General features: G+C 73.8%; 13 protein-coding genes and 1 pseudogene. 11 read left to right on the top strand and 3 right to left on the bottom strand.

Annotated elements, in window-relative coordinates; genetic code table 11:
* Window positions 1-113 precede the first annotated feature (113 nt).
* Together ENKNEFLB_RS14310 and ENKNEFLB_RS14315 are read left to right on the top strand one after the other, a co-directional pair.
* Window positions 114-1,931, top strand: coding sequence for an ATP-binding protein (locus tag ENKNEFLB_RS14310; protein ID WP_214056025.1), 1,818 nt, complete (start codon window positions 114-116; stop codon window positions 1,929-1,931).
* Window positions 1,928-2,362 (top strand): PPOX class F420-dependent oxidoreductase, encoded by a 435-nt coding sequence (locus ENKNEFLB_RS14315; protein WP_214056026.1) that lies wholly within the window; start codon window positions 1,928-1,930, stop codon window positions 2,360-2,362. The genes ENKNEFLB_RS14310 and ENKNEFLB_RS14315 overlap by 4 nt, the downstream gene beginning before the upstream one ends.
* Here ENKNEFLB_RS14315 and ENKNEFLB_RS14320 read toward each other — a convergent pair.
* Entirely contained in the window at window positions 2,331-3,092 is a 762-nt protein-coding gene (locus ENKNEFLB_RS14320; RefSeq protein WP_246535557.1) for a LysR substrate-binding domain-containing protein, read from the bottom strand. The two genes, ENKNEFLB_RS14315 and ENKNEFLB_RS14320, sit on opposite strands and share 32 nt — an antisense overlap.
* An 86-nt stretch (window positions 3,093-3,178) precedes the next feature.
* Window positions 3,179-3,313: pseudogene (locus ENKNEFLB_RS23210) on the bottom strand (LysR family transcriptional regulator); the annotation flags it as partial.
* A 90-nt stretch (window positions 3,314-3,403) separates the two neighbouring features.
* On the opposite strand from ENKNEFLB_RS23210, the gene ENKNEFLB_RS14330 reads away from it, so the two are divergent.
* The 5 genes from ENKNEFLB_RS14330 to ENKNEFLB_RS14350 all read left to right on the top strand — a co-directional run bounded on the left by ENKNEFLB_RS14330 (window position 3,404) and on the right by ENKNEFLB_RS14350 (window position 7,620).
* A complete protein-coding gene (locus tag ENKNEFLB_RS14330) occupies window positions 3,404-4,789 on the top strand; it encodes a CitMHS family transporter (protein ID WP_214056028.1) in 1,386 nt (461 codons plus the stop codon).
* Window positions 4,777-6,138, top strand: a complete 1,362-nt coding sequence (locus tag ENKNEFLB_RS14335; protein WP_214056029.1) for an acyclic terpene utilization AtuA family protein — start codon at window positions 4,777-4,779, stop codon at window positions 6,136-6,138. Before ENKNEFLB_RS14330 ends, ENKNEFLB_RS14335 begins: the two co-directional genes overlap by 13 nt.
* A 1-nt stretch (window position 6,139) precedes the next feature.
* Window positions 6,140-6,445, top strand: a complete 306-nt coding sequence (locus ENKNEFLB_RS14340; RefSeq protein WP_214056030.1) for an AtuA-related protein — start codon at window positions 6,140-6,142, stop codon at window positions 6,443-6,445.
* A 160-nt stretch (window positions 6,446-6,605) separates the two neighbouring features.
* Window positions 6,606-7,310 carry a hypothetical protein gene (locus ENKNEFLB_RS14345; protein ID WP_214056031.1) on the top strand — a complete coding sequence of 235 codons (705 nt, stop codon included), beginning with the start codon at window positions 6,606-6,608 and terminating at the stop codon, window positions 7,308-7,310.
* Window positions 7,311-7,449: 139 nt separating this feature from the next.
* Window positions 7,450-7,620, top strand: coding sequence for a hypothetical protein (locus ENKNEFLB_RS14350; RefSeq protein ID WP_214056032.1), 171 nt, complete (start codon window positions 7,450-7,452; stop codon window positions 7,618-7,620).
* An 18-nt stretch (window positions 7,621-7,638) separates the two neighbouring features.
* On the opposite strand, the gene ENKNEFLB_RS14355 is transcribed toward ENKNEFLB_RS14350, so the two are convergent.
* Complete coding sequence (locus tag ENKNEFLB_RS14355; RefSeq protein WP_214056033.1) at window positions 7,639-8,487, bottom strand: LysR family transcriptional regulator; 849 nt, start codon at window positions 8,485-8,487, stop codon at window positions 7,639-7,641.
* A gap of 99 nt (window positions 8,488-8,586) precedes the next feature.
* Here ENKNEFLB_RS14355 and ENKNEFLB_RS14360 point away from each other — a divergent pair, with 99 nt between their 5' ends.
* From ENKNEFLB_RS14360 to ENKNEFLB_RS14375, 4 genes are all read left to right on the top strand, one after another.
* Window positions 8,587-9,351: an SDR family oxidoreductase gene (locus tag ENKNEFLB_RS14360; RefSeq protein WP_214056034.1), complete on the top strand. Its 765-nt coding sequence runs from the start codon at window positions 8,587-8,589 to the stop codon at window positions 9,349-9,351.
* Between the two features lie 234 nt (window positions 9,352-9,585).
* Entirely contained in the window at window positions 9,586-10,734 is a 1,149-nt protein-coding gene (locus tag ENKNEFLB_RS14365) for a sensor histidine kinase (protein ID WP_214056035.1), read from the top strand.
* Window positions 10,731-11,156: a response regulator gene (locus ENKNEFLB_RS14370; RefSeq protein WP_214056036.1), complete on the top strand. Its 426-nt coding sequence runs from the start codon at window positions 10,731-10,733 to the stop codon at window positions 11,154-11,156. The genes ENKNEFLB_RS14365 and ENKNEFLB_RS14370 overlap by 4 nt, the downstream gene beginning before the upstream one ends.
* Window positions 11,153-12,358, top strand: coding sequence for a sensor histidine kinase (locus ENKNEFLB_RS14375; protein ID WP_214056037.1), 1,206 nt, complete (start codon window positions 11,153-11,155; stop codon window positions 12,356-12,358). Before ENKNEFLB_RS14370 ends, ENKNEFLB_RS14375 begins: the two co-directional genes overlap by 4 nt.
* The last annotated feature ends 10 nt before the right edge of the window (window positions 12,359-12,368 follow it).

Consider the following 12,368-nt stretch of genomic DNA (forward strand, 5'->3'; position numbering starts at 1 on the left):
CGTAGGCAGGATTGCGGCGTCCGGGAGCCACCCCTCGGCGGGAGCGTGCCTCGACGGCGAGACCTCCTCGGGAAACGCCACGGCGGGACGGGTCCGGCCACTACCTTGCGGGGATGCCGAGCATGGGGTGGTGGCGGTCGCTCAGTGCCGTCCTCGCACTGACGGCTGCTGCCTGCGGGGTGGTGGTCTACGGCTGGGTCGACCCCGACGGGGTGCCGGCCGCTGTCGCCTACGTGCTGGTGGTGACCGGGGCCAGCGTGGGTGCCTGGATCGCGGCCGCTCGTGCCCCGCGCGGGCAGCGGGTGGTCCCGCGCCTGATCGCCCTCGGGGTGTCGCTGACGTCCGTGGGCGAGGCGGTGTGGTTCACCCTCGACCTCGTCGGCGCGAGGACCGACGTGTCGATCGCGGACCCGTTCTGGTTCGCCAGCTACGCCGCCCTGTGCGCCGCGCTGTGGATCGTGCTCGCCCGAGGACCGGGCCGCGCCGGCGCCCGCGTCGACCTGGGCTTTACCCTCGACCTGCTGACCATCGTGGCCGTCAGCGTGCTGCTGTGCTGGAGCTTCTCCCTGCAGTCGATCCTGACCGACTCCAGCCTGCCGCCGCTGGTGCGGGTGGTCTCGGCGGCCTACCCCCTCGCGGACGCGATCCTGCTGGCGCTCGTGGTGCGGGTCGTGGTCAGCAGCACGGCCCGGGCCAGCCTCGGCGTCCCGCTGGTGACCGGCGCCTGCCTGTGGCTGGTCGCCGACGTCGCGTACGTGCTGTCCTTCGAGGGCGACGTTGCGACGACGCTGACGGGCGTGGCGTGGATGGTGGCGACGGTCTCCCTGGCCATCGCCGCCGGCCGGATCGGCACTCCCCCGCCGCACCCCGGTCACCCCGGCCACCCCGGCCACCCCGGTCACCCCGAGGCCCGGTCGGCGTTCCGGAGCCCGGCGGCGCAGCTCACCGTCGCGCTGGGCCCCCTCGCGGTGCCGCCCGCGCTCGAGCTCGCCCGGGACCTGCGCGGCGAGCCGGACAGGCCGCTGCAGCTCCTGGCCGGCACCGCGGTCCTGATCGCGCTGGCCGCCGTCCGCACGGCGCGGCTGATCCGTTCGGAGGAACACGCGCGGCGCCAGCTCGAGGCGGCCCGGGACGCCGCGCTCGAGGCCTCTCTGGCCAAGTCGATGTTCCTGGCCAACGTGAGCCACGAGCTCCGGACCCCGCTGACCACCGTCGTCGGCATGGGCGAGCTCCTCGCGGACACGGAGCTCGACGACTTCCAGTCCGGCCTGCTCCGGCGGCTGAACCGCTCGGGGACGCGGCTGCGCGCGCTCGTGGAACGGACCCTGGACTTCTCCCGCATCGAGGCCGGGCGGGTCGAGCTGGACACGACCGAGTTCGACGTCCACGCGATGGCCTCCGACGTCGCCGAGCTCTACGCGCCCCGCGCGGCCACCGCCGGCGTCACCTTCCAGTGGCACGTCGACCCCGCCGTGCCGCGACTGGTGGTGGGTGATCCGGGTCGGTTGTTCCAGGTGGTCACCAACCTCCTCGACAACGCCCTGAAGTTCACCGAGGAGGGTCAGGTCGGACTGCACCTCCGCGTCGCCGCGTGCCCCGCCGGGGGCCCGGAGGCAGGTGACCAGCTGGAGCTGGTCGTCTGGGACACCGGCATCGGGATTGCCGAGCAGGACCTGGAGTCGGTCTTCGAGTCGTTCACCCAGGTGGACGACTCGATGACCCGGCGCTACGACGGCACCGGCCTCGGGCTCGCGATCTGTCGTGAGCTCACCGGCCTGATGGGCGGGACCGTGACGGTCCAGAGCACCCTCGGGGTCGGCAGCACCTTCACCGCCCGGATCCCGGTGCGCCGCCCCGACGAGGACGACGCCCCGGTTCCGCACCCGCCCCCGCCCCCGCTCCGTCGGCGACGAGAGAGCATGGCCCGATGACCTCCACCCGACCGGTCCCTCCGCCCGCGCGGGCTGCCCTGGGCGCCGACCTCGTCGCACTCCTGCGCTCCGGGGCGACCTGCTACCTGGCCACGACCATGCCGGACGGCTCGCCCCAGCTGACCCAGACGTGGGTCGACGTCGACGCGACCGGCGAGCACGTGCTCATCAACACCGTGGTCGGGCACCAGAAGGCGAGGAACGTCGAGCGCGACCCCCGCGTCAGCGTCGCCGTCTCCGACCCGGCCAACCCCAGCAGGTACCACGAGATCCGCGGCCGGGTCAGCCGCGCCAGCACCGACGGGGCGACCGAGCACATCGAGGTCCTCGCCCAGCGCTACCTCGGCGCCCCCTACCCCTGGTACGGCGGCCGCGACCAGCAGCGGCTGCTCCTCACGATCACCCCGGAGCGCCTGCACTCGATGGGCTGAGGCGCGGGCCGGGCGGGCCGGGCTCGGTCCACCGCGCCCCCGCCGGGAGCCTGATGCCGTGGGTGGCCGCGTCGGCCAGCATCGTGACCAGACCGGCCACCGCGGGGGCCACCGGGCGGCGCGGGTCCCGCAGCAGGCGTACGGCCCGACGCCCCACGGGGTCACGCAGCGGGACGGCCACGACGTCGGCGAAGCCCGTCATCGGCAGCACCAGGGCCGGGACGACCGACACACCCAGACCGGCCCCCACCAGGCCGGCGACCGACCCCACGTTGCGGGCCTCGGTCACCGGGCCGAGCGGGACCTGCTCGCGCACGAGCACGCGGTCGGTGAACGTACGGATGCTCGAGGCGTGGTCGAACGCGACGAAGGGCTCGCCCCCGAGGTCCGCCCAGGTCACCGCCGGCCGGGTGGCCAGCGCGTGGCGCGCGGGCACCAGCAGGAAGTAGTCGTCCTCGGCGATGGTCACGGCCTGCAGCGCGGCCGGCAGGTCGTCGGCCACGGTGAGCGCCAGGTCGACCGCTCCGCTGAGCACCAGCGCGGTGACCTCGGCCGCCAACCCGTCACGCACCTCGACCGCCACGTCGGGTCGCGCCGCCCGGTAGGCCGCCAGCACCGGCGGCAGCAGGGTCGCGGCCAGGGACGGCAGGACGGCCACCGACACGGTCCCGCGCTCCCCCCGCAGGAAGCCCTCGAAGTGAGCCAGCGCCCGGTCGTGCTCGGCCAGCACCCCCGCGCGAGCAGGCAGAACTCCGCGCCCTCCCGGGTCGGCACCACCGAGCGGGTCGTGCGCTCGAAGAGCCGGACCCCGATCCGGCGCTCCACGTCCTGCACGGTCCGGCTGAGCGAGGACTGGGCCGTGTGCAGCCGGGCGGCGGCGGCGGAGTACCCCGACTCGTCCGCGACGGCGACCACGGCCCGGAGGTGACGGATCCCGACATCGATGCCCATGACGCATCAATCTATCGCGAACGGATGTTGGACCCGCACGTATGGCGGCCGTCACAGTGAGCGGGTCCTGCCCACCTGATCGGAGACACCGTGCTGACCTTCCTGGGGTTCCTCACCATCGGCGTGATCCTCGCCCTCCTGCTGACCAACCGCGTGGCCGCCGTCGTCGCCCTCGCCGGCGTCCCCGTCGTCACCGCCCTGGTGGCCGGCAACACCCCGGCCGAGATCGGCACCTACGTGTCCGAGGGCCTGGCCGGCGTGGTCGGGGTGACCGCCATGTTCGTCTTCGCGATCGCCTACTTCGGCGTGGTGCGCGACGCCGGCATGTTCGACCCGATCATCCGCCGGATCGTGGCCTTCGCCGGCGACGCCCCCGTGACGGTCTGCCTGGCCACGACCACGCTGGCGATGGCGGCGCACCTCGACGGCGCCGGGGCCACCACCTTCCTGATCACCATCCCCGCGATGATGCCGCTCTTCGACCGGCTCGGCATGAAGCGCCTCACGCTGACGGTCTGCGTCGGCATGGGCGCAGGCGTGATGAACCTGCTGCCCTGGGGAGGCCCGACCGCGCGGGCGTCCACCACCTCCGGGGTCGGGGTGAACGAGCTCTGGGTGCCCCTCATCCCCGCCCAGGTCGCCGGCATGCTCGGTGCGCTCGCCATCGCCTACTTCCTCGGCCGGCGCGAGACCAAGCGGCTCGCCGAGACGGCAGACGACCGGTCGCTCAGCACGGTGGGAGGCCCCGACGCCGCCTCCGGCGGCACCGGTGCGGCCGCACCCTCGGGCGACGACGCCCCGTCCGGCCCCGGGCACGAGCTCACCGAGGAGGAGGCGGCGCTGCGCCGTCCCCGCCTGTTCTGGTTCAACATCGCGCTGACCGCGCTCACCATCGCCGGCCTCGTCACGACGCTCGCGCCCCCGGAGCTGTTGTTCCTCGTCGCGCTCGTGGTGGCGCTCGTCGTCAACTACCCCGGCCTGAAGGAGCAGACGGCCCGCATCCAGGCGCACGCCGAGGGCGCGATGCTGATGGCCTCCACCCTCCTGGCGGCCGGGGCCTTCCTCGGGATCCTCGACGGCTCCGGCATGGTGACCGCGATGGCGACCAGCACCGCCGAGGTCGTGCCGGCCTCCTGGGCCCCGGGCCTGCCGCTGCTCGTCGGCGTGCTCGGCGTCCCGCTCAGCCTGCTCTTCGGCCCCGACGCCTACTACTTCGGCGTGCTGCCGGTGCTCCAGGGCCTGGGCGCCGAGTTCGGCGTCGCCAACGCCGACCTGGCCCGCGCCTCCCTGGTCGGCCAGGAGACCGTCGGGTTCCCGATCAGCCCGCTGACCGGCTCCTTCTTCCTCCTGGTCGGGCTGGCCGGCGTCGACATCGGGCGCCACATCCGCGCCCTGTTCGGCTGGGTCTGGCTGCTCAGCCTGGTCATGCTCGTCGTGGCCGTCGCCACCGGTGCCGTCCCGCTGTGGGCGTCGTGAGCGCGCGGCGTACCAGCGTCCGGCTCGGCGCCGGCGCGGGCTTCGCCGGCGACCGGCTCGACCCCGCGGTCGACCTGGCGGTGCGGGGCGAGCTGCAGTACCTGGTCTTCGAGTGCCTCGGCGAGCGCACCGTGGCCGAGGGCCACGCCCGCCGGCGCCGCGACCCCGCCCTGGGGTACGACCCCCTGCTGGAGCGACGGATGGCCGCGGTCCTCGCGCCGTGCCGCGCCTCGGGGACCCGGGTGGTGACCAACGCCGGCGCCGCGAACCCCGGCGCGGCCGGGGAGGCGGTCGCCGGCGTCGCACACGACCTGGGGCTGCGCGGCACGCGGATCGCGGTCGTCTCCGGCGACGACGTGCTGGACGCGGTACGGGCCGCCGACCCGGTCATCTGGGAGACCGGCGAACCGGTCTCGGCCGGCCCCCCGCTGATCTCGGCCAACGTCTACCTCGGCGCCGACCCGGTGGTGCACGCGTTGGAGCAGGGCGCCGACGTCGTCGTCACGGGGCGGCTGGCCGACCCCTCCCTCTACGTCGGGCCGCTGCGCCACGAGCTGGGCTGGGACCCGGAGGACGACCACCTCATGGGCGTGGCGACGATGACCGGCCACCTGCTGGAGTGCGCCGGTCAGCTGACCGGCGGCTACTTCGCCGACCCCCTGACCAAACCGGTCCCCGGACTGGCCCGCCTGGGGTTCCCGTACGCCGATGTCAGCGCGACCGGCGAGGTGCACCTGGGCAAGCTGACCGGCACCGGCGGCCGCCTCGACGCCCGCACCTGCGCCGAGCAGCTGCTCTACGAGGTCGACGACCCCGGGGGCTACCTGACCCCGGACGTCACCGCCGACTTCACCGGCGTCACCTTCACCGAGACCGGCCCCGACCGGGTGCGGGCCGCCGGCGCGACCGGCCGGACCCGGCCGGACCAGCTGAAGGTCACCCTGGGCCAGGACGGCGGCTGGCTGGGCGAGGGGCAGATCTCGTACGCCGGTCCGCGGGCGCTCCAGCGCGCCGAGCTGGCCGCCGAGGTCGTCCTCGAGCGGCTGGTCGCCGTGCACGGCCTGCCCCCGAGCGCCGCGGAGGTCGAGCTCATCGGCACCGGCGCCGCGTTCCGCGGCCTCGCCGCCCCCGCCGTCGACCCGCCGGAGGTGAGGCTGCGCGTGGCCGCGCGCGTGGCGAGCGAGGTGGCCGCCCACGCCGTCGGCTGGGAGGTCGAGGCGCTCTACACCAACGGTCCCGCGGGCGGTGGCGGCGCGCGTACCGGCGCCCGGCCCCTGGTCGCGGTGCGGTCCTGCCTGATCCCCCGCGACCTGGTCAGCACCGGCGTCGACATCATCGAGGTGGCCTGACATGAGAGTGGACGACGTGGCCGACGTGCGCGCCGGCGACAAGGGCGACACCCTGATCCTGGCGGTGCTGCCGCGCGACGCCGCAGGCTGGGACGTGGTCCGTGACCGGCTCACCGCGGCGCGGGTCGCCGAGCACTTCGGCGCGGGGGTGCGGGGCGAGGTGCTGAGGCGCGAGCTCCCGCACCTGCCCGGACTGGTCTTCCGTGTCCCCGGGGTGCTGACCGGCGGCGTCACCGGTGCGGTCACGCTGGACGGCCACGGCAAGACGCTGAGCTACCACCTGCTCGCCCTCGAGCTCGGCGACTGACCGACCGGACGAGGAGCGCCCGCCCGTGGGACGACGTTCCTGATAGTCGGCTGAGATTGCGCGGGGGACCAAGCGCTCGGCGGCGCCGCGCCGAACTAGGGGTGCAGCAACGCCCACGGGGGTCTCCCGAGCTGGGCGCTTCCTTATGAAGGGCTCCACCATGCGCTCCACCACGTTCTCCACCCGTACCCGCCGCGGCCTCGCCGCTCTCGCCACCGTCGGCCTCCTCGCCGGCCCGCTCGCCGCGTGCAGCAGCGACAGCGAGGCAGCAGCGCCCGCCTCGTCGAGCTCCGCGAGCTCGTCGTCCAGCGAGGCCCAGACCCCGCCTCAGCCGGTCGCCGCGATCGACGCGCTCACCGGCCAGGACACCAAGATCGCCCTGGACAAGGGCTTCGTCGACGCCCTCACCCAGCTCAAGCTGACCCCGGGCGTCACCGGGGACGCCAAGCTGACCGACGGCTCGCTGGTCTTCCCGATCACCGGCGGCAACGTCACCGTCTTCGAGCCCGGCCAGGTCTCGCCCTACGTCATCGGCCAGGTCCAGCACGAGGGCTCCGGCCTCTCGCTCTCCGCCGGCGGCACCACCGTCGAGCTGACCAACCTCAACGTCGACCCGGGCGTCTCGCGGGTCTACGGCGACGTGACCGTCAACGGCGAGGTCGCGGTGACCAGCGCGTACCTGTTCAAGCTCGACGGCAGCACCCTGAAGCCCCTTCAGACCCAGGGCAACAAGGCGATCCTGCAGGGCACCGAGGTCCAGATCTCCGACGTCGCCGCCCCGCTGCTCAACGACACCTTCGGCACGGACGCCGTCAAGCCCGGCCTGCTGGTCGGCATCGCCACCATCACCGTCAACACCAAGTAGGGGCCCGGGACCACCACCCGACGGCACCTCCCCCGAGCAGTCGTCGCACCGAAGGCCTTGGTGCGGCGGCGAGGGGCTCCGGCCGATCCTGTTCCTACGCAGCGACCGGGGCCCCGCCCCGAGAGGACGAGTTCTCGCCATGACCTCCATCCCGACCGAGTCCGCCGTCCGATCCGGCACCGTGCCCGGCACCGTGCCCGGCACCGACGGCGACGGCGTGCACCACTTCGAGGCCGACCTGACCTTCGGCGGGTGCCGTGACCCGCGCTGCCCGACCGGCTCGGTCGAGCCCACCGTCGACATGTCCTGACCGGCCTGTCGGGCCGGCCTAGAGGCTCGTCGCCACGCGTACGAACGCGGCGAGGACGGTCGACCGGCTCTGGCGCGGCCAGGCGATCAGGGTGGCGGCGCGCGGTGCGTCGACGAGCGGTACTGCGACCACGCCCCCGCCGAGCTGGGCCCGGGCGGAGTCCGGGACGGTGAGGTAGGTCCGCCCCAGGGCGATCAGCTGGAGCAGCTGGGTGTGGTCGCGGACCGCCGGCCCCGGCCCGTCGGGGTAGGTCCCGTCGCGACGAGGCCACCGGGGCGCGGGCAGATCCGCCAGGTCCTCCAGGTCGGCGAGCCGGAGGTCGACGCGGGTGCTCAGCGGGTGCCCCGCCGGCAGCAGCACCACCTGCTCCTCCGACAGCAGCACCTCGGTGTCCAGCCCGGTGGTGTCGTCGTACGGCAGGTGCAGGACGGCGACGTCGGCCCGGCCGTCGCGCAGCGTCCGCTCCTGCTCCCCCGGTCCGCACAACAGCACCTCGACCGGCACCGCGCCCGGTTCGGCGGCGTACCGGTCCAGCAGCTTGGCCACCACCTCGTTGGCGGCACCGGCCTTCGACGCCAGCACCAGGCCGGCCCGTCCCTCCGGGGCCGCCGCGGCCCGACGGGTACGTCGCTCGGCCGCCGCCACCGCGTCGAGGACCGCGCGGGCCTCGGCCAGGAGCACCTCGCCGGCCGCGGTGAGCGAGACCGTACGGCTGGTCCGCTGCAGCAACGTCGCCCCGAGCCGCCGCTCCAGCTGGCTGATCGCGCGCGACAACGGCGGCTGCGCCATCCCGAGCCGCTCGGCGGCGCGGCCGAAGTGCAGCTCCTCCGCCACCGCGACGAAGTACCTCAGCTCCCGCGTCTCCACCGTCGACCACCTCCGCTCGCGACTCTGATACCGACAGGGTATCGCCGCCCACCCAGGCGGTGTTGGAGCCGGCCGGGACGCGGAGCGAGCATCGGCCCCATGACACAGACGAACGAGCAGACCCACGAGCAGGCCGACGGACGGACCAGGATCGCGCTGGTCACCGGCGCCAACAAGGGCATCGGGTACGCGATCGCGCGGGGGTTGGCGGCGGAGGGCTTCCGGGTCGGAGTCGGCGCCCGCGACGACGGTCGCCGCGACGCCGCCGTCGCCGCGCTGCGGGACTCGGGTGCGGACGTGTTCGGCGTTCCGCTCGACGTGACCGACGACGACAGCGTCCGGGCGGCCGCCGCGCGCCTCGAGCAGCTCGGCGGCCTCGACGTCCTGGTCAACAACGCCGCCATCACCGGTGGGATGCCGCAGGCGCCCACCCAGGTCGACCTCGACACGATCCGCACGGTGCTCGAGACCAACGTCCTCGGCGTCATGCGCGTCACCAACGCGGTGCTGCCCCTGCTGCGCCGCGCTCCCTCGCCGCGCATCGTGAACGTGTCCAGCGGGGTCGGGTCCCTGACCCGGCAGTCCGCCGCCACCGACGAGCTCTCCGTCGGCCCGGTCTCGGCGGCCTACTCGGCGTCGAAGACCTTCCTGAACGCGGTGATGCTCCAGTACGTCCGCGAGCTCGCCGGCACGGGCATCCTGGTCAACGCCGCCTGCCCGGGATTCGTCGCCACCGACCTCAACGGGTTCCGGGGGACCCGGACCCCCGAGCAGGGCGCCGCCACCGCCATCCGGCTGGCGTCGCTGCCCGATGACGGACCCACCGGCGGCTTCTTCGAGGACGCCGGGACGATCCCGTGGTGACGCTGTCCTGACCGCACCGTGGTGGGGCTGTGACCCGGCCTGAGGGGTCTTTGGTCCCGAGGAGGCCCGCCGTTCCTCCCCGACATGGGGGAGCCCCACGACAGGGGCCCGTCGCGCACGTACTGTCGCGAACGCGGCGGCGGAACACGATGGCCAACTGGAACCACCCGGTCTCCGACCATCTCCCGCCCGCCGTCGTCCCCACCGGGTCGGACAACCTCAGACGGAGGCGCGATGAGCGCTCCCCCAGTCCCCGCCCCGCTCCTGCTCGGCCAGATCGTCGAGGTCTCCGCTGACGCGATCTTCAGCGAGGACCTGACCGGCGTCATCACCAGCTGGAACGCCGCCGCCGAGCGCATCTACGGCTGCTCGCGCACCGTCATGCTCGGCCGTTCCGCCCAGGACCTGCTCCCGGCGGAGACCACCCGTCAGCTGCAGGCCGTCCACGCCCTCGCCCTCACCGGCGAACGGGTCGAACGGTTCGACACCTGGCACCGGCGTCCCGACGGTCGCCGGATCGCGGTCTCGCTGACCGTCTCCCCCCTGCGCGGGTCCGACGGCCTGGTGGTCGGGCTCGCCACGAGCGTCCAGGACGTCTCCGACCGCGTGCAGCTGACCGCCGAGCTCGCCACGCTGCGGCGTACCCAGGAGCGGGCCAACGTCGCGCTGGCCCGCTCCAACCGGGACCTGGAGCAGTTCGCCTACGTCGCCTCCCACGACCTGTCCGAGCCGCTGCGCGCGATGGCGGGCTTCGTCCAGGTGCTGGAGAAGCGCTACTCCCCCGTCCTCGACGAGCGCGGGCTGCGCTACATCGCCCACGTCGTCGACGGTGCCGCGCGGATGCGTGCCCTCATCGACGACCTGCTCGAGTACTCCCGCTACCTGCTCGTCGAGCCCGCCGAGTCCCGCGTCGACACCGCGGCCACCGCGCGGCAGGTGGTCACCGCCCTCGTCGCCGCCGACGCCGACGTGGACGTGGAGGTCGGCGCCCTGCCGGACGTCTCCTACGACGAGGCGTCGGTACGCGCGGTGCTGAGCAACCTGATCAGCAACGCGGTCAAGTTCCACCGCCCCGACACCGTCGCCCACGTCGAGGTCACCGGACGGCTCGAGGACGGGCGGGTCCTGCTGTACGTCGACGACGACGGCATCGGGATCGACGACGACTACCGCGAGCGGGTCTTCACGATGTTCACCCGCCTCCACGTCCGCGAGGCCTACTCCGGCACCGGGATCGGCCTGGCCATCGTCCAGCAGGTCGCCGAGCGCTCGGACGGCGCGGCCTGGGTCGAGACCTCGCACCTCGGCGGCAGCCGCTTCTGCGTCTCCCTGCCCGCGGCGGACCCACCGACCGCAGGCGACGCCCAGGAGGCGACCCGATGACCAGCACCGCGGCCCCTATGCAGATCCTCCTCGTCGAGGACAGCCTCGCCGACATCGACATGACCCTGGACGCCCTCACCGACGCGACGGTGGCCAACGAGGTGACCGTGATCCGCGACGGCGCCGCCGCGCTCGCGCACCTGCGCGCCCACCTCGACGACGCCCCCGACCTGGTCATCCTGGACCTGAACCTGCCCTGCCTGTCCGGGCACGAGGTGCTCGAGGCGATGCAGACCGACGAGGTGCTGCATCGGATCCCGGTCGCGGTCCTCACCACCTCGGCGGCGGAGTCCGACGTGTCGAGGACCTACGACCTCGGCGCCAACTGCTTCCTGACCAAACCGGTCGACCTCGACCAGTTCGTGCACGTCGTCCGGTCGATCGACGACTTCTGGCTCGGCCTCGTGAGGTTGCCGTCGTGACGTCCGTGGCGGAGCGGTCCGCCCGCGACCACCGCTCGGGCGGCGTGGTCGCGCTGGACCACGACACCCGGTTGAGGTTCCTGCTCATCGAGGACTCCCCCAGCGACCGCGAGCTGGTCCAGACGCTGCTCGAGGACGAGTTCGCCAACGGCGACATCGACGTCGCCCGCGACCTCGGCCGGGCGATGGCGCTGATCGCGGTCACCGAGTACGACCTGATCCTCGCCGACCTGACCCTGCCGGACGCGGACGGCGGGACCGTCGTACGGACCATGCGCGAGGCGTGCCCGCAGACCGCGCTGATGGTCCTCACCGGCCGCAACGACGGCACGCTGGCGCTGTGGGCGCTGGCCGAGGGCGCGCAGGACTACCTGGTCAAGGGCGAGCACGACGGGCCCCGGCTGGCCGACGCACTGCTGCGCGGGCTCCAGCGCAGCCGCGCCGAGAAGCTGACCAACGAGCTGCTGGTCGCGGCGCTGCGGCAGGAACGTCGGAGCGCGGAGCAGCTGCGCGAGCTCAACCGCGCCACCGACGAGTTCGTCGCGACGGTGAGCCACGAGCTGCGTACGCCCCTGGCCAGCATCTCCGGCTACGCCGAGGTGCTGCAGGACGAGGAGTCCTTGACCGAGTCCCAGCACGCCTGGGTGGACGCGATCGCGCGCAACGCCGGCCGACTGACCTCGCTCACCTACGACCTGCTGCTGCTCTCCGGGTTCAACAGCGGCGAGGTGCAGATGGAGGACGAGGAGGTCGACCTCCGCGACGTGGTGACCCAGGTCCGCGACATGGTCGGCACCCTCGCCGCCGGGCTGCGGCTCGACGTCTCCTTCGACCTGCCCGACACCCCGGTGCTCGTCCGCGGCGACACCGGGCAGCTCGAGCGGGTGGTGCTCAACCTGGCCGGCAACGCCATCAAGTTCAGCGAGGCCGGCGGCTCCGTCGTCTGCGGGGTCTCCGAGGACGACACGCACGCGGTGCTCGAGGTGACCGACACCGGGATGGGCATCCCCGAGGACGAGCTCGAGGCGCTGTTCACCCGCTTCTTCCGCGGGTCCTCCGCCCGCCGGCGCGCGATCCAGGGCACCGGGCTGGGGCTGCACATCGTGGCCACGATCGTGGACAACCACGGGGGGCGGGTGGGCGTACGGTCCGTCGTCGGCGAGGGCACCCGCTTCACCGTCCACCTGCCGCGCCTCGGGTGACCCGCGCGGG

Source organism: Nocardioides aquaticus (genome assembly GCF_018459925.1).
In the GTDB taxonomy this organism is placed as follows: domain Bacteria; phylum Actinomycetota; class Actinomycetes; order Propionibacteriales; family Nocardioidaceae; genus Nocardioides; species Nocardioides aquaticus.